The organism is Pseudobutyrivibrio sp. (assembly GCF_017471675.1).
Classification (GTDB): domain Bacteria; phylum Bacillota; class Clostridia; order Lachnospirales; family Lachnospiraceae; genus Pseudobutyrivibrio.
Map to the genome: position 1 here is coordinate 15,565 of NZ_JAFUSK010000028.1, position 21,446 is coordinate 37,010.

The 21,446-nt window shown below is 40.1% G+C and carries 14 protein-coding genes; 13 read left to right on the top strand and 1 reads right to left on the bottom strand.

Translation table 11 applies throughout. The annotated features are described in order from the left end of the window. The first annotated feature begins 337 nt into the window (after positions 1 to 337). From IJ535_RS04825 to IJ535_RS04870, 10 genes are all read left to right on the top strand, one after another. Entirely contained in the window at positions 338 to 1,993 is a 1,656-nt protein-coding gene (locus tag IJ535_RS04825; RefSeq protein WP_294299513.1) for a hypothetical protein, read from the top strand. Between the two features lie 13 nt (positions 1,994 to 2,006). After that, positions 2,007 to 4,481, top strand: coding sequence for an endonuclease MutS2 (locus IJ535_RS04830; RefSeq protein WP_294299516.1), 2,475 nt, complete (start codon positions 2,007 to 2,009; stop codon positions 4,479 to 4,481). Positions 4,482 to 4,563: 82 nt separating this feature from the next. Continuing rightward, positions 4,564 to 6,021 carry an MBOAT family O-acyltransferase gene (locus tag IJ535_RS04835; protein WP_294299518.1) on the top strand — a complete coding sequence of 486 codons (1,458 nt, stop codon included), beginning with the start codon at positions 4,564 to 4,566 and terminating at the stop codon, positions 6,019 to 6,021. Between the two features lie 74 nt (positions 6,022 to 6,095). After that, positions 6,096 to 7,019, top strand: coding sequence for an AAA family ATPase (locus tag IJ535_RS04840; RefSeq protein ID WP_294299521.1), 924 nt, complete (start codon positions 6,096 to 6,098; stop codon positions 7,017 to 7,019). 86 nt (positions 7,020 to 7,105) lie between these two features. Further along, entirely contained in the window at positions 7,106 to 8,083 is a 978-nt protein-coding gene (locus IJ535_RS04845; RefSeq protein ID WP_294299524.1) for a DUF58 domain-containing protein, read from the top strand. Then, positions 8,013 to 10,235, top strand: coding sequence for a transglutaminase-like domain-containing protein (locus tag IJ535_RS04850; RefSeq protein ID WP_294299526.1), 2,223 nt, complete (start codon positions 8,013 to 8,015; stop codon positions 10,233 to 10,235). Before IJ535_RS04845 ends, IJ535_RS04850 begins: the two co-directional genes overlap by 71 nt. 25 nt (positions 10,236 to 10,260) lie before the next feature. Next, complete coding sequence (locus IJ535_RS04855) at positions 10,261 to 11,358, top strand: hypothetical protein (protein ID WP_294299529.1); 1,098 nt, start codon at positions 10,261 to 10,263, stop codon at positions 11,356 to 11,358. 2 nt (positions 11,359 to 11,360) lie between these two features. Then, positions 11,361 to 12,026 (top strand): ABC transporter ATP-binding protein, encoded by a 666-nt coding sequence (locus IJ535_RS04860; RefSeq protein WP_294299532.1) that lies wholly within the window; start codon positions 11,361 to 11,363, stop codon positions 12,024 to 12,026. A 4-nt stretch (positions 12,027 to 12,030) separates the two neighbouring features. Then, a complete protein-coding gene (locus tag IJ535_RS04865; RefSeq protein WP_294299535.1) occupies positions 12,031 to 13,242 on the top strand; it encodes an ABC transporter permease in 1,212 nt (403 codons plus the stop codon). A gap of 838 nt (positions 13,243 to 14,080) precedes the next feature. Beyond that, positions 14,081 to 15,208, top strand: coding sequence for an ABC transporter permease (locus IJ535_RS04870; protein ID WP_294299538.1), 1,128 nt, complete (start codon positions 14,081 to 14,083; stop codon positions 15,206 to 15,208). Positions 15,209 to 15,211: 3 nt separating this feature from the next. Here IJ535_RS04870 and IJ535_RS04875 read toward each other — a convergent pair whose 3' ends face one another. Beyond that, positions 15,212 to 16,078, bottom strand: a complete 867-nt coding sequence (locus IJ535_RS04875; RefSeq protein ID WP_294299540.1) for an AraC family transcriptional regulator — start codon at positions 16,076 to 16,078, stop codon at positions 15,212 to 15,214. Positions 16,079 to 16,360: 282 nt separating this feature from the next. Between IJ535_RS04875 and IJ535_RS04880 the strand changes: the two genes are divergently transcribed. The 3 genes from IJ535_RS04880 to IJ535_RS04890 all read left to right on the top strand — a co-directional run bounded on the left by IJ535_RS04880 (position 16,361) and on the right by IJ535_RS04890 (position 21,346). Next, positions 16,361 to 18,610: a glycogen/starch/alpha-glucan phosphorylase gene (locus tag IJ535_RS04880; RefSeq protein ID WP_294299543.1), complete on the top strand. Its 2,250-nt coding sequence runs from the start codon at positions 16,361 to 16,363 to the stop codon at positions 18,608 to 18,610. Between the two features lie 207 nt (positions 18,611 to 18,817). Continuing rightward, complete coding sequence (locus IJ535_RS04885; RefSeq protein ID WP_294299546.1) at positions 18,818 to 19,300, top strand: hypothetical protein; 483 nt, start codon at positions 18,818 to 18,820, stop codon at positions 19,298 to 19,300. Between the two features lie 333 nt (positions 19,301 to 19,633). Continuing rightward, on the top strand, positions 19,634 to 21,346 hold the full coding sequence (locus IJ535_RS04890; RefSeq protein ID WP_294299549.1) for an alpha-amylase family glycosyl hydrolase: 1,713 nt from the start codon (positions 19,634 to 19,636) through the stop codon (positions 21,344 to 21,346). Positions 21,347 to 21,446: the final 100 nt, after the last annotated feature.

The window sequence follows — 21,446 nt, forward strand, 5'->3', positions numbered from 1 at the left end:
GTTAAAACATACCACTGGTAACGACTATGATGGGGATTACTAGAGGTAAAGAGTGTAAATCGTACCACTAATAATTCAGGAATTAATAATTACTAGAGGTAAATAGCAATTTATTTCTATTAGTACTACTACCTACAGGGAAAAATATCTCGCAGATAGTAGTAACGAGTAACCAGCGGCTGACATGAATGAAATATGGTGGGTATCTCAAGTGAAGCACTCTGGATTACTAATATTTCTCTTGTGTTAGCCCCCATATATCTTATAATATAAAAGATTGTTAGAAAGAAAGGTTCGAAAGGCTTACGTGGCCTATAGATAAAGGGAACAATAAATAATGAAAAAGCTAGTAGTGATACTGCTGATTGGCCTGTTGGGAATTGGTGGAGCTATATATGGAAAGAGAGCATACAATGATTACCAGAAAGAGGCCCAGTTTCAGGATGCCATAGCTAGAACTGTGGATGCAGATGAAATAGAAGCTTCCAAGGATGCCGTGGACCTGTCATGGGATGAGTGCAAGGAATTCACAGAGCTTTTGGATTCAGATGAATATAATGGCTTTTATCGAGTAACATTTGATAATCCAAAAGATATTGATTGGAATGAAGTGTTAGCTGATGGGGCCGGAATTCCAAGGGAGAAGATAACAAAAGAGGATAAAAAATTCTATTTAGATGATAGATCTTATAATTCACTGGATTGTGAGCTATTAGCCATTTCAGGAGCTAGTATAAAAGATTATATTTATAAGCACACAGGCACCAGCATCGATTTAAAAGATGACCTCCTGTGGGTTTATAATAAAAATAAGGATGTTTATTATAAGGAATTAGATTATTTACAGTATAAACCATGCACCTGCGTTTCCGGAGTGAAATTAAAAGACACCTATGTGTTAGAGGTGGCTAGTGACAAAAGAAATATTACAGAGCCTAATAAGAAAATGGTTTTGGTAAAGATTGAAAATGGCTATGTAGTTAAGTTAAGCGTAAACATGTGGGAAGTTGGAAATGATAAGAAGCTTACATTTGATGTTGATATTCCACAGCTTTCATCAGATGCCAGGTTAGTTACCTATCAAAGTGATGATGCTCATTTTGACGATGGTAACTCTGCAAGGATTGCCATTATCGGTGATAATCAGTTGGTGGATTTTGTTAATCTATACGCTTCAGATGATGATATCATTGATATTAGAAAAATCACCCATATTGAAGTTTGCGATTTGAACTGTGATGGCGTGAATGATTTAATTGCCATTGGATATGATAACCATTCCATATTAAAAACAATAATATTTACAACTGAGAAGAAATATGATGATACCTATGGTCTATTTACAGCTAGTGATTTATCATTTTCACTTAGTAATGAATTAGCAGACAATCTAACAATAGACGGCATAAAAGAAGCTATTCTTGGCACCGAAAGAAAAGCAAACCATAATTGGCAGGAGGCCTATAAGCAGTTCATAAAAGTTGAGGGCTCTGATTATTATGCAGATGAAAAGTATTCCCTGGCCTATATTAATGGAGATGATGTTCCAGAGTTGATTAAAGATAAAATAGAAAGTATTAGTATATATAATTTTAAAGATGGATTAGTTACACCTATTGCTATAGACTTGGATTATTATATTACAGGTGAAGAGCCATATCAGTATTCACCACACAATAATTGGATTAAGCTGCATGATGAAGAGATCGGCTCAGATTACTACACAAACCAAATACAGTATTATTTTATTAAAGATAATGAGCTTGAAATGAGGTATTGCTTATCCTATGATTATGATAATACAGCTGATGAGGACAATGAGGCAGAAGAGAACTCTCTTATTGCCACAGTTAAGCCAACCGATTACACTAAAAACATCCCTGATGAAGAAGTAATATCTTTAATAGAAGATATTGAGGAAAACAAATTTATAGATTTAGTTGGAAAGTATACGGCTGATGAACTGATTAAGATAATTTCAGACAAGTATTAATTGAGGAAATAAGATGAATTTAAAAGTATTAAAAACACTAGAATATGACAAGATAATAAATAGGCTTGCAGAGCTTGCAACCTGCGAGTCTGGTAAGAAGCGTTGCTTAGAGCTTCTTCCAATAAACAATATAGAAGATATTAAGGTGATGCAGCAGGAGACTGCCTGTGCCTTTAATCGCCTTATTAAGTTTTCAGATGTAAGCGCCAGCGGTACTACAGATTTACGTCCTAGCCTTGCACGTCTTGAGCTTGGTTCAACACTTACTATTGAGGAGATTCTTGCGGTAGCAAATGTGCTAGAGGTTACCAAGCGAGTAAGTGCTTATGGCAAGCAGATGGAAGAGGAGGATGCTCTTAGCTTCTACTTCAATGGACTTTCTCCAGAGGTAGCCATCCTAAACGAAATCAGACGCTGCATCATTGATGAGGAGACTATCGCAGATGATGCCAGCACTGCCCTTTACGATATCCGTATGGGTATGAAGCGCACCAATGACAAGATTAAAAGCGTCATGAATTCCATGCTTAATAACAGCACTACAAGAGGCTATCTTCAGGAGCCTGTAGTTACTGTTCGTGGCGGCAGATTCTGTCTGCCAGTTCGTTCTGATTACAAATCAAGAGTGCCTGGTATGGTTCATGACCAGTCATCAACAGGTAGCACATTCTTCATTGAGCCTATGCAGGCTGTGGATTTGAACAACGAACTGAGAGAGCTTCAGGTTAGAGAGCAGGATGAGATTGCCCGAATCCTTGCAAACATTTCTAACAGAATCGCAGAAAGCTCAGAGGGTATAATTCGTAATTTCGAATTGCTTACAGAAATAGATTTTATCCTTGCAAAGGGTAGATTTGCCATCGAATTAAACGCTAGTAATCCAGAGTTTAACGAGGATGGTATCATTAATCTTCGTGGCGCTCGCCATCCACTTCTTGACCCAAAGAAGGTAGTGGCAACAGATATTAAATTAGGAGAGGACTATAACCTGCTTCTTGTAACAGGTCCAAACACAGGTGGTAAGACAGTATCACTTAAGACCTGCGGCTTGCTTACACTTATGGCCCAGGCAGGACTCCACATTCCTGCAAAGGACCGCAGTCAGATAGCAGTATTTGATGATGTTTATGCAGATATAGGTGACGAGCAGTCTATTGAGCAGTCGCTATCCACATTCTCATCTCATATGGTTAACATTGTCCACATTTTAGAGGCGATAAACAGTGGAAACTACAGCCATGAAACAGAGGAACTTGTGGAAAAGAACGCTAAGGACTTCGTTCATTCCAAGGTATTGCATGGAACCAACGAACCTAACAAGGTTCCACAGTTTTTAATCCTTATAGATGAGCTTTGCGCTGGAACAGATCCAAAGGAAGGTGCAGCACTTGCACAGTCTATTCTTGACAGACTTCACACATTAGATGTGCGTACAATGGCAACCACTCACTATAGCGAGCTGAAGGTGTATGCCCTTTCAACAGATGGAGTTGAGAATGCATCCTGCGAATTCTCACTTGAGACCCTTAGCCCTACATATCATTTGATTATCGGTGTGCCTGGAAAGTCTAACGCATTTGCTATTTCATCAAAGCTTGGCATTCCAACAGATTTAATAGAGGATGCAAAGGGACGTCTTTCAGAAAACGATAAATCCTTCGAGGATTTGATGGTAGACCTTGAGCAAAAGCGCCATCAGGTTGAAAAGGATGCAGCAGAGGCTGCGGCAGCACTTAAGGAAGCTGAGGCTAAGCTTGCAAATGCCACAGCAAAGGAAGAAAAGATTAAATCACAGCGTGAGGAGCTTATCCGTCAGGCTCATGAGGATGCAGCAGCAATCCTTCAGGAGGCAAAGGATATCGCTGACGAAACTATCCGTGACTTTAATAAATTTGGCAAGGGCGGCGGAAACATCTCTGCTATGGAAGCAAAGCGTGCCGCACTTGGTAAGGGTGTAAACAAGGCCAAGAGCAAGGCCAAGGAAAAGGTAGAGGTTCAGGAAAACACAAACGTACCTACAGATTTACATGTAGGTGACAAGGTTAAGGTGCTTTCAATGAATCTTACTGGTAACGTATGCTCTAAGCCAAACGCCAAGGGTGATGTAATGGTGCAGATGGGCATCATGAAGTCCACTGTAAACATCAAGGATTTGGTGCTCATTGAAGAAGAGGATAAGTTTGTTCCTAAGAAGGGCACTCGTGTTAAGAATATGACCTACGGTGGCTTTAACAAATCAGCGACTATCTCTCCAGAGATTAATCTGTTAGGATGCACTGTGGATGAAGGAATCGCCAAGCTTGAAAAATACTTAGACGATGCATATATCAGCCATCTTACATCAGTTAGGGTAGTTCACGGTAAAGGAACAGGCGCACTTCGTGCAGGTGTGCAGCAGTATCTTCGCAAGTGCAAGAACGTGGCAGATTTCCACTTGGGAGAATTTGGCGAAGGCGACGCTGGCGTTACCATAGTGACTTTCAAATAATAATTAGAGGATAACTATGTTATTTAATTCTTATATATTTATATTTTGTTTTTTACCAATTTGCATATTGGGATATTTCCTTTTGAATAAGACTAAGAAATACCAGCTTGGACATGGGTTCTTGCTGGGTATGTCTTTGTGGTTTTATGGATATTTCAATCCAGGATATTTGCTTATTATTATAGCCTCTGTAGCTGTCAATTATCTCATCTATAAATGGATGAAGAGATTACAGCAAAAGGCACTGCTAGAGGCATCCACAGTAAATCCTGAATTGGATATTCTTCCAATATCTTCTGTTGGAAAGCTAAAAAAATGCAAGCCGGTAGTGATACTTGGGGTGCTGATAAACCTTGGAATAATATTTTATTTCAAGTACATGGATTTCTTTATCGAAAATGTAAATGCCATAGCGGGAACTGATTGGCCACTAATGCACATAATGCTTCCACTTGGCATCAGCTTTTTCACATTCCAGCAGATATCATTTATCGTGGATACATACAGAGGTGAGGTGCCTGACTACGGGTTTTTAACCTATGCCTGTTACGTTACATTTTTCCCACAGCTTATAGCAGGCCCAATTGTTACCCATGACGAGCTTATTCCTCAGCTAAAGGATGCAAGCAAGAAGTCTATTAACTGGGACAACATGTCAATGGGATTTTATATGTTTGCCATGGGCCTTGGCAAGAAGGTGCTAATCGCAGATGTTTTTGGCGTGGCAGTAAACTGGGGGTTTGAGGATGTGGCATCACTTAAGGCCACCAACGCAATCCTTGTGCTGCTTGCTTACTGCTTCCAGCTGTATTTCGATTTTAGTGGTTATTGTGATATGGCAATAGGTCTTGGTAAGATGTTAAATATTGATTTGCCAGTGAATTTTGATAGCCCATACAAATCTCTTACAATCACTGAGTTTTGGAATAGATGGCACATGACCCTTAGCCGATTCTTCACAAGATACGTGTACATTCCACTTGGAGGTAATCGTAAGGGTAATGTGAGAACCTACATTAATCTGTTTATCGTATTCCTTCTAAGCGGATTTTGGCACGGGGCGGCCTGGACCTTTGTAATCTGGTCAGTGCTTAACGGCATTTTTGTTATTATCACCAGGATGTTTAGAAAGCAGTTTGAAGCCATGCACCCAGCCCTTGGTTGGATGCTTACACAGGGATTTTTTAATCTCACATTAGTATTCTTTAGAGCTGATACAATCAGTGATGCAATAGAATTTATCAAGCAGATATTGTATGTGGATTTCACCAATATCGATGTGCATATTCTATATGCATTCCAAACACCAGCCCTTAAGTTTTTCCTTGATGGAACACCGGTTACACATTCCCTGCCATTTATCTATGTGGGAATGTATTATTTCCTGGCACTTTTTATAGTCCTTGGCTCACGTAATTCACATCAGCTAATGGCTGCCTTTAAGCCAACTGTTAAGAATATGCTTTGGACCGCCGCTTTGATTGCTGCCAGCGTTATGTCATTGTCAGGAATAAGCACATTCTTATATTTCAACTTTTAGATATTGAACACTTTCTCGAAAATGAGTATGATAAAAAAGAGAGTATAGAAGAATCTATATTATGGGGGGATATTATGAACGAGAAGGTAAGCAAGCTAAAGGCTGCCATGGAGCAGCGTATTGTGGGAAAAGGCGATGTGATTGACAAGCTAATCACAGCCCTGTTGGCTGAAGGACATGTGCTTTTAGAGGATGTGCCAGGCGTGGGCAAAACCACCCTTGCAAAGACTTTGGCAGATGCTATGTCACTGTCATTTGCCAGGATACAATGCACGCCTGATACCACGCCCTCAGACATTACGGGCTTATCAATATACAATGCCAGCACCGGCACATTTCAGACCGTGCCTGGCCCGGTTATTAACAATATAGTTCTTGTGGATGAATTAAACAGAACATCTCCTAAGACACAGTCGGCTCTTTTAGAGGTAATGGAAGAGTTGGCAGTAACTATCGATGGTAAACAAATCTCAGTGCCTAAGCCCTTCATGGTAATCGGCACGCAAAACCCTGCCCAGATGGCAGGAACTTATCCCATTCCAGAATCACAACTTGATAGATTTATGATGAAATTATCCGTAGGATATCCTAATACATTGGCATCAGAGGATATGGCAAAGCGCTTTTTAGAGGGAAGTCTTCACAGCCAGACTGTAGCTGTTATTACAGGTGATGATGTAAGTGAAATGCGTGAGCAGGTAAAGAAAGTGTCTGTCCATGAGAAGCTTACGGGCTATGCTGTAGAGCTTGTGGAAGCAACAAGAACCTTTCCAGAGATTAAATGCGGTGCATCTTCTAGAGCGCTGCTTGCACTTATTCGCTGTGGACAGGCTATTGCCTTTTTAGATGACAGAGATTACTGCGTTCCAGAAGACATTGCAAAGGCAGGGGAGCTTACCCTATCTCATCGAATCATTCTTAGCACCGAGGCAAAAATGAATCATATCACAGGAAGAGATTTAGTAGAGCAAATCTTGGGACAGGTGAAGGTTTCATGAAAGTGGAAATCAGAAAATGGAGGGGAGTAATATATGTACTTGCTCTATCAGGGAGCGTGGCTTTCGTAAGTTTTTATGGAGGACCATTGCCTTATGTTTTGCTGCATGCATTACTTTTGCTTCTTCCAGTTTCTATCGTATATACGATAATTAATTACATGAATCTTAAGGTGTATCAGGAAATCGACACCGTAAAGGTGACGAAGGGAGAACTGCATAACTACAGAGCTACCATTGAAAACGCCTTTATTTTTCCTGTTTATAAGCTTGGAATATTTCTATATGAAGATAGATGCATTATGGAAAGTCTGACGGGGGATTTAGTTTATTCTCTTAATTCAAAAGAAAAGATTGAACTGAAGTCAGAAATAAAATGCAAATATGCCGGGGCTTATGATATTGGAATAGAAAAAATATCCTTGGAGGACCCATTTGGAATCTACAAGGTGATACTTGATGTGCCGTATAAATTCAGGGCAGTGGTGAGTCCTCAGATAACAGATATGGCTAGCAAGGCCATAGAGATTGAAAATATTTTCAATAACAGAGGCCTTAGCAGCGATAATCTTGTGCAAGAGATTCCAGGAAGTGATATCAGGCCATACGTTCCAGGAGATAGCTTTCATTCTATTAACTGGAAGGTGTCTGCCAAGGTAGGGGATATAATGGTGCGAGTTCCTGATAACATGGAGCGACAGACAGTTACCATGCTTTTACTTGCCGATGAAAAGGAAGAGGACAAATATACCATTACAGCATTAAAGCGCAGGGATTATTTCCTAGAATTCATTGTATCTGCAGCATGGTATTTTGCCAGTGAGGATATGCCGGTAAAGTTCATCTATCCAGCAGGAAGAATCTCACAGTTTACGGTAGATTCTAAAAAGAGCTTTTCGGAGTTTTATAGCATTGTTGCAGATGGTATTTTTTATAATTCACCTGGGGTTTATAAGGATTTGAAGGATACTTTACAGAATCAGGGGAAGGGTGTCTATGGGGAAGATACTTGGATTGTTGTTACGGAAAATCCAAAAGAGAATGAAGAATTCTGCAGGATTTATTAGAGATATTAGGGCTACGATTTTTGTTTTTATCATTTCTGTTATAGGGGTGGAAGTGTACCTGCTTGGTGGCTTTAGCGAAGCTATAGGTGTAGCTGATTTAGAAAGAAACAGCTTTGTAATCTGCACCACGTTATTCTATCTTTTGTTTTGCCTCATCGGGTATATGATTAATCTATTTGAAGATGGAAAAATGGCTATAATCCTGTCTGTGATTGTGGCACTTCCTCTTGGGGTGCTGCTTTTTAGGTATCGTCATATAGCCCTGCTTTTAGCACTGATAATAGCTGTCGGCCTCAGGCTCATCCTTGGGTTGATATCATGGCAACAGCAGCTTATTAAATACGGCATATTTTTAATTGGCGCTGTAGCTGTATTTTTATGGTATTTTTACGATTGCTTTGAAACCGTAAATACCATAAATCGGTTACTGTTTGCAGCCATAATCGTTATATCCTTATCATCAATTCAACAAATCCTGGTGGAGAAAAACAAAGGGGAATTTCCATTTCATTTCTTTCTGTTACTATGTCTTTTTATCCTGATAATTCCAGTAAAACCAAAGCCACTAGATTGGAGCAGGGTGCAGTCCTTGGCTGGCAAAATAGCAGATGCATCTGATAACGTGGCATATTATTTTTCAGGCATCTATGATAATGGCAACTATGATACGGGCTACAGCAACCTGCAGGTCAACGGTGGTAAGGTGAAAAAGTCAAACAAAAATCAGCTGGTTCTTACCACATCCCAAATGCCATATATCGTATATACGGATTCAACTACCGGCAAGCAGATGAAGGGGCGAAAGATTCTTTATTTGCAAGGACAGCAAGGTGTTGATAACAGGCAGCTGATTGAGTTTTTGCAGTTTCTCTATGATCATAATGTGGATAGAAGTAAGGCTAGCATTTTCTCGCAAATATCAAAGCTTTCTGTTGAATACGTGTATCTGACAACAGGTGATGAGATAGTTCCTAGAGGGGTGATTTCTCTTAAATCATCAGGTGGAGAAATCCATAAGAAGGGATATAAGGAGGATACTGTCTATTTAGATATAGATTATGGCAGTCCGATATTTATGCAGCTTTGCAGAGAGAAAGCCTTGGACAAGCCAGCTCTTTCTTATGAGCAGATGTGTAAATACACTAACGAAATATATAGGATGGATTTGTCTGAAATAGTGAGCAAACAGGAATATGAGGCATCACTTTTAGATGATGATTTATCAGAGTATGAGGTTCTTCCTAAGGATGATAAAAATCTACATGACCTTACAACGGAAATAACAAGGCCAGCAAATAATGACTATGATAAGTGCAGGCTTATCGAAGGGTATCTTAGACAATATCCCTACACCACAGATGCAGTAGGTGGTTATGATAAGCAGTCCACCATGGCAACTGCAGATGGCATGGGAGATATTGCTGGCAGGTTTTTGTTTGATACTAAGGAAGGCTACTGTGTGCATTTTACCGCATCCATGGTGATGTTACTCAGGGAGGCAGGAATCCCTGCAAGGGCTATGTCTGGCTTTAGATATTTGTACCCTTATGAAAGGCAAAAGGAATACAAGGTGCAGGCAAACTGCGCTCACCTGTGGCCGGAGGCATATATAGATGGCCTGGGGTGGATTCCCTTTGAACCAACCAGCGCTTATTACAGCAGCGAGGAAGTAACCTGGCATCGCGGGGAAGGGGAAAAGGCAATGGATAATGGTGCTGTAGGAGAATCCTTAGCAACGATAGCACCAGATATACCAATAGATGAAAAAGCAGATTCCAGAAAAGTGGATAAGGGATTTGTTGTCACGGTGGTGGTGATAATTGTTTTATCCATTGCTGCACTAATAGGATTTGCTATAGCCATTACAGTATTAATCAGGTATGTGAAATATAAGCATGCATCATTGGACGAAAGATTAATCATAGATGTGGAAAGCATCAAGCTTCAATTGGTAAAAAATGCTGCTTCACAAATAGAAGATAGAGGGCTACTATCCGATTATCTTGCGTTGGTAGCCGATGGCCTTAAACCAGAGGTGCAACACAGCTTTAATCTGTATTACAAGGTTTTGTATGGTGGCAAAACCGGCACAATTACCAAGGAAGACAGCATACGTACCCATCAACTTGTGGAAGCTATTAGTAAATCATAGGAGAAAATGTGTTATACTGTAGTCTATGAAAAACGAGAAGAATAAAAATACTAAAAATTGGTTAATAGGAATGATGGCGGTGATGCTGGCCCTTTTGGTAGCACAAGCCGCTGTTATTTGTGTGGTGGATCCATATTTTCATTATCATAAGCCTTTGAAGGGGCTGTATTACACCCTCGATAACGAGCGCAGTCAAAACGATGGAATCATTCGCCATTTCAATTATGATGCAATGATTATTGGCACATCCATGGCGGAGAATTTTAAGACAAGTGAATTAGATGAGCTGTTTGGCGTGAATTCTATCAAGGTGCCATTTGCAGGCGGCACATATAAGGAACAGAATGACAATATCGCAAAGGCCATAAAGTACAATCCTGATTTGAAGCTGGTGGTGCGCCCACTTGATTACGCATATCTTATGGATGACAAGGACAGAATCAGAAATGACCTGGGCTCTTACCCGGATTATCTATACGATAACAATCCATTTAATGATGTGAAATATTTCTTTAATAAGGATATTTTGTTTAGCATCTGTTTTCCTATGCTAGAGGATGCTAAGGCTGGCAAGGCCGGGGGCATAACATCCTTTGATGAATACGCCAATTGGATGAATGATGCTGATACTAAGTTTGGGGCTGATGTAGTGCTTGGTGACAGAACAGAGTACAAGGAACCTCAGGAGATTCAGCCATTTGTGGACGAGGTAAAGCAGATGGTGGCTGACAACATCAATCAGAATGTGGTAGAGCTTGCAAAGGCTAATCCTGATGTGGAATTCTATTATTATCTCACCCCTTACTCCATAGCCTGGTGGGGCTCCCAAAAAGAGTTGGGAAATCTAGACCGGTTTATAGCAGCAGAGGAATATGCTATTTCCTTAATGCTAGAGTGTGATAACATCCACCTGTATTCTTTCAACACAGAATTTGATATGACCTGCGACCTGGATAACTACAGCGACGAATGCCACCATGGTGATTGGATAAACTCTCAAATCTTAGGCTGGCTATACTCCGGCACTGATGAGCTTACAAAGGATAATTACGAAGAGTATATTCAGGTGGAGAGGGAGTTTTATAATAACTACGATTATGAGTCGCTATTGGGGAGCAACTAAGTATGACTGAGATAAAAAATATACATAAATCTTATGGCAAGAAGCAGGTTCTCGCTGGGGTGGATTTTACTGTGGAGCCAGGTGAGATTGTGGGAATCCTGGGGGCAAATGGCAGTGGCAAGAGCACACTTCTTACAATACTTGCAGGTTTACAAAAGTGTGACGCAGGATTCTTCAACATGGAGGGGAAGAATCTGTTAAAGGATACAAAGCTACGAAATCAACTGGTTGCATACCTGCCACAGGAGATGCCGCTTATCACCGAACTTACTGCATGGGATAACCTGAGGATGTGGTACAGTGCTGACAGGCTAAAGCGGGAGCTTGATTCAGGGGTGTTAAAGCTGCTTGGGATTGATCAGTTTATCAAGGTGCCAGTTCATCAGATGTCTGGTGGTATGAAAAAGCGCTTGTGTCTGGCCTGTGCCATGAATACAAGCCCTAAGCTAATGCTTTTGGATGAGCCAACAGGTTCACTTGATCTGGTGTGCAAGGAAAAGATATACAATTATTTGGAGCGCTACAAGAACGAAGATGGTTCCGTGATAATAGCCACCCATGAGGTGCAGGAGATTGAACTATGCGATAAGTGCTATATCCTAAAGGATGGCAGGCTTGTAGATTGTAAATACGATGGGGATATTCCACATTTGATTGGAAGATTGTAATGTTATGAATGGGTTTAGGGATTATTTACTAATTCAATATAAGAGGATTTTTAAATTGCTGCCAGGCATCATATTAATGATTGCCCTGGTGGCTATTTTGCTATCAGCAGCTTTATTTGCACTGCTTAATAGAGATGCCTACAAATCAGAGCAGATGCGCTACAAGCTTGGCCTTGTAGGCAGCACGGACAATGAGATGATTGACCTGGGTGTACACCTGCTTGAAACTGAGGATGACATGCAATTTGTATTAGAACTGGTTCAGTATGAAGATGAAGCTGAGGCAAAGGCAGCCCTTAGAAGTGCAGACATATCTGCCTATATCGTAATTACGGATGAGTTTGCAGATGCAGTGGATGCCATGACAAATGATGCCAAGCTTACATACTATGCCACCTCAGGGCAAAAGGGCATATCAAATGTAATGATGGACGAGATAGCACTTGTTGCAACCAACATCATTGTACCATCGGAAAAAGGTATCTGTACCCTGCGAGACATTATGCTTCAAGAAGGCTATGACAAAACTGATACTTACATGGCGGTATACGAAATCTTCATGGCTTATGTAAATACTATGATGCTGCGAGGTGAGATTTCCACCGTAACAGAGCTTGGCATATCGAATGGACTTACAACGCCACAGTACTATTTTGTAAGCTTGCTATTGTTTTTTCTTTTGCTTGTGACTATGTGTTTTGTGTCTTATTTTATTGGTATTAATCAAGCCCAGCACAAATTCTTTTCATCCAAAGGAATAACACCGTTGCAGCAGGTGCTGGGGGAATACATACCATTTCTTACTGTTAATATAATTGTAGCACTGCTAGTGACAGGTCTTGCTAAGCTAACTGGCTTGGGTGATTTTATCGGAGTGGATATTGGCGGTGGATTTGTGCTAAGAATGGCTGTTATAGAAGCACTGTTTACTGGACTAGCTTTTTTGTTATACGAAATCCTAGAAGGAATAATAAACAAAGTGTTAGTGACATTTTTGCTGTACATAGCAGGCTCATATGCTTCTGGTTACTTTTATCCTAGGAGCATCTTACCTGAGATTATGCAGCAGGTAGGCCAGTGGCTTCCTACAGGCCTCGCCTTTGATTATCTAGGTGGTGTTGTTACAGGCGATAGCGGAGCATTTGTCATGGTGATTATGATTATCTACGTGGTTATTTTTGTGGGTGGTTCAGTGCTTATTAGGCGAAGGTATTAATGAATTGATGCATATCTGGGATAGACGTGAGGATAGAGATATTTATTGGACATAAGATTTATGGTGAGTTCTAATCTAAGTGTTTTTATAGCTCTCATAAAAAACACTTATCACAATTTAAAAAAAGTTAAGTGGAATAAGAATTATATGGAAAAAAACGCACTATTTTCAGGCTAAGTTAAGTGATTGCAGGGCTATGTAATAAAACACTTATATAATAGTTAAGTGTAATTTGTTTATAATCTCAATGCACTTAACTATGGGCTGAAATAGTAAGCTTTTTAAGATATTCAGTGAAATCCACTTAACTTTTCAAAAAAGGTGATAAGTGTTTTGCGATGACATTGAAATAACACTTATATTATTTAAGTGGATTTTATAATTTTATTAATCCCACTTAAAATCTGAAAAGTAAGTTAAGTGGGGAAAATGAAAATTAATCTTTCACTTAAGAAAGACTAAATGATTTTAATTATATTTAAGTGAATTGGCGAAACTCAGATTTTCACTTAACTTACTGTTAAGTGAAAAATGGTTATTGGCTATGGTCACTTAACAGCAGCAATAATAAGCAGCAAAAAGTTAAGTGAATTCTTTTTTCTGCTGAGAAAACTTAACTGGGTTTTGCGATTTTAAGTGAAAAAATATTAATTCTATTTTCACTTAACAAAGGAGAGATTTTTAGTTAAGTGAAAATAGAAGAATGAAAAATACACTTAAGTTACTGCTTTTGGCAGTGTTTGAGATATGTCAGAGATAGAACAATATTGATAAGACCAGCCATTATACTGCTGTAATTGTAAAAAATGGATTATATATGTTTGGAGAATACTAAAAAATGATTCTTACAAAATATATGTTGCTTTTAAAGCGACTATTTAAAAAGAAAAGCTATATATTCATGCTTTTGCTGGTGCCGGTGATGGTACTGGCGCTTAAAGGGGTGAGCCGCGGTGACGCCGGACTTATGACAATAGGTGTTTATATTCCAGGGGATGATTACGCCAGCAATAGCTTAATGGAAAGCATAGAAGATGAGCCAGGTAGCTTTAAGTATATCTTCTATGATGACAGGGAGAAACTTATAGAAGATGTAAAGTGCCAGCAGCTTTCCGAAGGGTGGATATGTCCTGATAATTTAGATGAGGCTGTGGAAAGCATTGTATCAATGGGGCAGTCTGATAGCAGAATAGAAATTGTAATCAGGGAACAGGGATTATCTCACCTGCTTAGCAGAGAGGTGCTAAACAGTAGAGTGTACAAAAGCCTGGCAAGACAGATGGCATATACATACATTTCAGAAAAGCTGTACAAAGGAGAACAATCTAAAGCTCAACAGAACAAAATCCTAAATACCTTTGATAGCTATGAAATAAACGGTAATCTCTTTGAAATGGGTTACCTAGATGATACTAAGACCCAAAACAACAATGCTACAAACTACGTAATGATGCCACTAAGAGGAATACTAGCCCTGTGGCTGCTAACCCTATCCATAGCGGCATCCATGTATTATTTAGAAGATGAAAAAAATGGATTATTCATTTGGTGGAAGCCCCGTTTTGGACTGATAAGAGATTTTTTGTACTACGTAGTAATAATGGCAATCCCTACAATTATGGTTATAGTGGGCTTAAGATTTGGTGGTGTTAGCACCAGTCTACATAGGGAGATACTATCAATTACTATTTACGATTTCACCTTAATTTGCATGGCAAACATTCTGCGTGAAATAATGGGTACAATAAAGGGCCTTGGCATAATAACGCCAGTATTAATTATGGCATCAGCCTTGCTGTCTCCTGTGTTTGTAGATTTTAAAGAAGGTAGAATACTACAAAAACTTTGCCCTACATTTCACTATTTGAATAGTATCAATGACGCATATTATCTTAAAACATTAATATTGTTTGGCATTACGTTATTATTAATACACAGTATTGTTCGATTAATTATTCGAAGGTGAGTACTATCTTCTGTACTCCCTCGGTGTCTTATCATATTTCTTTTTAAACTGCCTGTTAAAATGAGATAGATTTTCAAAACCTACCTGCTGAGATATATCAAGCACAGAATCCTCTGTAGAAAGAAGCAGGCGGGCAGCCATAGAAAGCCTGTAGTCGTTTAGGTATGTTACGAAGCTAACCCCAAAGGCTTCCTTAAAAAATCGCATAAAATGAGATTCAGAAAATCCGGCAAGCTTTGCCATTTCATCAACTGATGTGGGTTCATCATAATGGAACTCCACATGCTTGATAACTGGCTTAAGCTTGTCTATTTTTTTCTTGGTAGATGTATCAATGTGCTGCTCGTATATGGTAACCAAATTAAAAAGCAACAGATACATATTCCCTTTTATAGCCAGCCCCCAGGCACCTTCACGGTGACTGGAAATGTTGTCGTTGCTATCCAGATATCTTTTGATGCTTTCATACCCGGTAACACCAGGCTTGAATATAGAAGGAATGGCAACCGCACTTTCAAAAAAAGGTAACAGAAAACTATCATAAAAATCATCTAGAGTTGACGCAAACATCTTAGAATCAAAAATGATATTTTCATATTCCATGGATTCATTTTCAAATTGATATATGCCGTGCACCCTACTAGGCAAAATAAATGCAATATCCCCAGCTGACACCGTATGCTCATGTCCATCAATAACAATGATGCCACAGCCCTTTTTGATATAAATGAATTCCGCATCTTCATGCCAATGCAATGGCACACTCTCAAAATCCAAAGGAATTGTGCAAGGGTATGTGTTGTATGGAATATTGTAGTCAAAGTGACTTTTGTTTTCGTGTATGGCTTGGTATTCGTTAATGTTTATCATAATAAATATCTCCTAATAGCAGAATAGTATCACTTTTTGGCGGTATAAGGCAAGTAAAACGTGCGCCATGAGCATTATAATGCAATTAAAGTTGATTGATACATACCCTCATCCGTCACCTTCGGTGCCACCTTCCCCCAGAGGGGGAAGGCAAAAAGGCTTCGCCCCTTTAGGGGGTGCTAAACAGGCTCCAGTGGAGCCTGTTTAGCACCGACCGAGCCGGGAGGCGAGACAAGCTGTCAGCACAGCTGACTGATGAGGGGCAGATTTAAGGAGGATAACATGACAGCAAACGAATACATCAAGGTGCGCTTCGGCCGCCACATGGATCAGTGTACAAACGAGGAAATCTACATCGGCCTACTAGAATACGTAAAGGATCAGGCAAAGAACAAGGAAATCGCCGGCGGCAAGAAGAAGCTCTACTACATCAGCGCAGAGTTCCTTATCGGAAAGCTTCTTTCAAATAACCTTATTAACTTGGGACTTTATGACGAGGTAAAGGCAGAGCTTGAGGCTTGCGGAAAGTCACTTGCAGAAATTGAGGAAATCGAGGTTGAGCCTTCACTTGGAAATGGTGGTTTAGGACGTCTTGCAGCATGCTTCCTTGATTCTATCGCAACACTTGGCCTTAATGGTGATGGCGTAGGACTTGCTTACCACATGGGTCTTTTCAAGCAGGTGTTCAAGGATAATCTTCAGACAGAAGAGCCAAACCCATGGATGAACGACCATAGCTGGATGACACCTACAGAGAGAACATACCGTGTTGATTTCGGTGGCTTCAACGTAACCAGCCGCATGTACGATATCGATGTAACAGGTTACGATTCAGTTACTACAAAGCTTCATCTTTTCGATGTTGATACAGTAGATGAGAGCATCATCACAGATGGAATCAACTTTGATAAGAGCGAGTTTGCAAAGAACCTTACATTATTCCTATATCCAGATGATTCTGACGATAACGGTAGACTTCTTAGAGTATATCAGCAGTACTTCATGGTAAGTAACGCTGCCCAGCTTATCTTAGATGAGGCAGTAGAGAAGGGCTCTAACCTTCACGACCTTGCAGATTATGCTGTAATCCAGATTAACGATACACACCCATCTATGGTAATCCCTGAGCTTATCAGATTGCTCCAGATTAGAGGACTTACAATGGATGAGGCTATCGACGTAGTTTCAAAGTGCTGCGCATACACAAACCATACAATCCTTGCAGAGGCTCTTGAGAAGTGGCCAATCCACTTTATGATGAAGGCTGTTCCACAGCTTATGCCTATCATCCGCGAGCTTCACAACAGAATCCATATTAAGTACAACAACCCAGAAGTAGATATCATCAAGGATGGTCTTGTACACATGGCACACATGGATATCCACTACGGTATCTCTATCAACGGTGTTGCTGCCCTTCATACAGAGATTCTTAAGGATACAGAGCTTAACGCATTCTACAAGCTCTACCCAGAGAAGTTCAACAACAAGACAAACGGTATCACATTCCGTAGATGGTTACTTTACAGCAATCCTGAGCTTTCTAAGCTTATCGAAGAGTTAATTGGACCAGGCTTCAAGAAGGATGCTACAGAGCTTAAGAAGTTAGAGCAGTACATGAACGATGATGCTGTTGTTCAGAGATTCTTAGACGTTAAGAACACAAGAAAGACAGTTCTTAAGAACTACCTTGCAAAGACACAGGGAATCAACATCGACGACAACAGTGTTTACGATATTCAGATTAAGAGATTACACGAGTACAAGCGTCAGCAGATGAACGCCCTCTACGTAATCAACAAGTACTTCGAGATTAAGGAAGGCAAGAAGCCAGCTCGTCCAATCACAGTTATCTTTGGTGCTAAGGCAGCTCCTGCTTACGTAATCGCAAAGGATATCATTCACCTTATCCTCTGCCTGTCAGAGATTATCGACAATGATCCAGAGGTAAGCCCTTATCTCAAGGTTGTTATGGTAGAAAACTACAACGTAACACTTGCTGAAAAGCTTATCCCAGCATGCGATATCCACGAGCAGATTTCACTTGCATCTAAGGAGGCATCTGGTACTTCAAACATGAAGTTCATGCTTAACGGTGCTGTTGCAATCGGTACAATGGATGGTGCTAACGTTGAGATGCACGAATTCGTAGGTGACGACAACATCTTCATCTTTGGTGAGGATTCAGACACAGTTATCAAGCGTTACGCTGATGCAAGCTACGTATCGCGCGACTACTATGAGAAGGATGCTAATCTTAAGAAGTGCGTAGATTTCATCGTATCTGACAAGCTTATGGAAGTGGGCAAGAAGGAGAACCTTGAGAGACTTTACAACGAGCTTCTTAACAAGGACTGGTTCATGACATTCCCTGACTTCAAGGATTACTGTGAGACTAAGGAAAAGGCTTACAAGGCTTACGAAAACCGCACAGAGTGGGGACGTAAGATGATTAAAAACATCGCAAACGCAGGCTTCTTCTCATCAGACAGAACAATCGAGCAGTACAACAAAGATATTTGGAAATTATAATATATAATAAGGAGGGACCCACGAAGTGGGAGGATTCCTTATTATCACGACGCACCCCATTGCCGAAGGCAATCCTAATGGGTGCGTCTTCCCGTTTAGATTGGTTAGATTCTCAAAAAGGATTTCATTGATTTATTGCCTATTCCATGGTAAAATATCACCTAGTTGTGGCTCCAGGGGAGCGATAGATATGGAGGATATTTTTATATGAATACACTTGGAATTGTACTACTAGTGATTGCGATTGTTCTCGTAGTTGCTATGGTGGTTTTATATTTTCTTGGTAAGCGTATGCAGACACGCCAGGATGAGCAGAAGGCACAGATGGATGCTGTTGCACAGCAGGTTTCAATGCTTATCATTGATAAGAAGCGTATGAAGCTTAAGGATGCAGGTCTTCCAGAGGCTGTTGTAGCTAACACACCATGGTATGCTAAGGGTTCTAAGATTCCTGTTGTTAAGGCTAAGGTAGGTCCACAGGTTATGACTCTTATCTGTGATGCTCAGATTTTTGATGACATCCCTGTTAAGAAGGAAGTTAAGGCTACTGTATCAGGTCTATACATTACTAAGGTTAAGGGTTTACACGGTAAGACAGAGCAGAAGGACACTAAGAAGAAAAAGGGTGGTCTTAGAGCTTGGGCACTTAAGAAGCAGGCAGAGCTTAACGAGCAGTCAAAGAACAAATAAATAATTAGACACTAAGCGCTAGCGGAAATCCGCTGGCGCTATTTTTTTTACTTGTTGTGGGGCATTTACGGAAAAAGCTCACAAGAATCCTAAAAATGTTGCGCATAAATTGCGCAATAATGATAGTAAAAATAAACAAATTGCACAGTTATTATTTGTAATTGTATACGAATAATAAAAAAAGATTGACTAAAGTGTGTATTATCAGCTAATATTTTCTTTGTTAACAGCTGGAAACGTTTCCAAACCAAAGAAAAAGCGCAACACGTTGCGCTAAAGTCGACTAAAACAAAAGGTAAAGAAGAAAAAGAGAATACAATTTGGGAGGATAACATGTCAAATAAAAGAATAAGCAAAGGTATTTTGTCTTTGTTGATGGCCGCTGGCATTGTGGCTACAAGCTTTGTAAGCGCACCTAAGGTAGAGGCTGCTTCGCTTAACAGCTATGGATTGGCAACAAACATTAAGGATGGAAATATTCTTCATTGCTTTGATTGGACTTATCAGCAGATAATTGATGAGCTGCCAAACATTGCAGCAGCAGGCTTTACATCTGTACAGACATCGCCAGCACAGGCGGCTCGCGCAGAGGATGGTACCTGGTATTATCTGTATCAGCCAAGCGGTTTTTATGTGGGAAATGCAGGCCTTGGCTCTGAGGATGATTTAAAGCGTTTGTGTACTGAGGCAGATAAATATGGAATTAAGATTATAGTTGATGTGGTTGCTAACCACTTGGCTGGTGATCATACATACATCGATGATAGCCTAAAGCCTTCTGAGTATTGGCACAATTGCTATGGTGGTATCGATTACAATAACAGATACGAAATCACTCACCATAACATAGGAATGCCAGATATTAATTCAGAAAACTCATATGTACAGCAAAAGGTTCAGTGGTATGTATCACAGCTCAAGGCAGATGGTGTAGATGGAATCAGATGGGATGCTGCAAAGCACATTTCATTACCATCAGAGGGATGTGGTTTCTGGAGCTCAGTAATCGATAAATCGATGTTCAATTACGGCGAGATTCTTGATAGACCTGTTTGCAACAATGATGGCTATGCAAATTCACTTATGAGTGAGTACACAGATTACATGTCAGTTTCAGATGCTGTATATAGCAGAAGCGTCATGCAAGCTATCAATAGCGGAAGCGTTCCAACAGGATATGGCTTCTGGACTTTGGTAAATGGTATCGAAGATAACGAGGTTGTATATTTTGCTGAGACTCACGATACTTATTCTAACAACACAAATGAAGATGGCTGGACAAAGTACATCGAACAGAACAAGGTTGATAGAGCATATGCAATCGTTGCTTCAAAGGCAAATGCTTCAGCACTTTATTTCTCAAGACCTTACGCGACAGAAAAGACAGCTATTAAGATTGGCGTAAAGGGAAGCACAAGCTTTAAAAATCCTGAAATTGCTGCAGTAAACAAGCTTCATAATCAGTGCGCAGGGGAAAGCGAATACTATAGCACAACAGGAAATGTGGCAGTGGTAGCAAGACAGACAGGTGCAACACTTGTACTTGGTTCAGGCTGTAATCAGAATGTTACTGTAAACAATGCAGGCTCTCAGCTTCAGCCAGGCACATATAAGGATGCAGTTAGTGGTTCAACCTTCGAAGTTACAGCATCAAGCATCTCAGGCTACATTGGATTATCAGGAATCGCAGTACTGTTAAAGGAGGAAACAACTCCTGATACACCAGTAAATCCAGATGAGCCAGACGTGGTAAAGCTCTATTTTAGTAACAATTACAATTGGAATCAGGTATATGCTTATACATGGGGCGGCTCATCAGAGGGCAAGGCTTGGCCAGGTGAGGCAATGACATATGTTAGACAAAATGAGTTTAACGAAAGCATATATAGCATTACAGTTCCAAAGGACATTGCTGGATTAATCTTCACAGATGGAAATGGAAATCAAACAATCGATATTACCAGTGGTTTCACTGATGGATTGGGATATTACATTTCGGGAACTTCTTCTAATAAATATACTGTAGGAACATACACATATAAGTAATATCAAGGAATATGAGGCGTAGTCTTATGGGACTACGTCTTTTTTCAACTATTTTTTAGAATATAACCTATAGGTTTTTGTTTTTCATCAGAAAAACAAA

What these genes read in the sequence shown, in the direction of transcription:
- IJ535_RS04885 (WP_294299546.1), top strand. Translation starts at nt 18,818, where the DNA reads ATGAATACACTTGGAATTGTACTACTAGTGATTGCGATTGTTCTCGTA.
- IJ535_RS04870 (WP_294299538.1), top strand. Translation starts at nt 14,081, where the DNA reads ATGATTCTTACAAAATATATGTTGCTTTTAAAGCGACTATTTAAAAAG.
- IJ535_RS04825 (WP_294299513.1), top strand. Translation starts at nt 338, where the DNA reads ATGAAAAAGCTAGTAGTGATACTGCTGATTGGCCTGTTGGGAATTGGT.
- IJ535_RS04875 (WP_294299540.1), bottom strand. Translation starts at nt 16,078, where the DNA reads ATGATAAACATTAACGAATACCAAGCCATACACGAAAACAAAAGTCAC.
- IJ535_RS04850 (WP_294299526.1), top strand. Translation starts at nt 8,013, where the DNA reads ATGGGGAAGATACTTGGATTGTTGTTACGGAAAATCCAAAAGAGAATG.
- IJ535_RS04860 (WP_294299532.1), top strand. Translation starts at nt 11,361, where the DNA reads ATGACTGAGATAAAAAATATACATAAATCTTATGGCAAGAAGCAGGTT.
- IJ535_RS04840 (WP_294299521.1), top strand. Translation starts at nt 6,096, where the DNA reads ATGAACGAGAAGGTAAGCAAGCTAAAGGCTGCCATGGAGCAGCGTATT.
- IJ535_RS04855 (WP_294299529.1), top strand. Translation starts at nt 10,261, where the DNA reads ATGAAAAACGAGAAGAATAAAAATACTAAAAATTGGTTAATAGGAATG.
- IJ535_RS04865 (WP_294299535.1), top strand. Translation starts at nt 12,031, where the DNA reads ATGAATGGGTTTAGGGATTATTTACTAATTCAATATAAGAGGATTTTT.
- IJ535_RS04830 (WP_294299516.1), top strand. Translation starts at nt 2,007, where the DNA reads ATGAATTTAAAAGTATTAAAAACACTAGAATATGACAAGATAATAAAT.
- IJ535_RS04880 (WP_294299543.1), top strand. Translation starts at nt 16,361, where the DNA reads ATGACAGCAAACGAATACATCAAGGTGCGCTTCGGCCGCCACATGGAT.
- IJ535_RS04890 (WP_294299549.1), top strand. Translation starts at nt 19,634, where the DNA reads ATGTCAAATAAAAGAATAAGCAAAGGTATTTTGTCTTTGTTGATGGCC.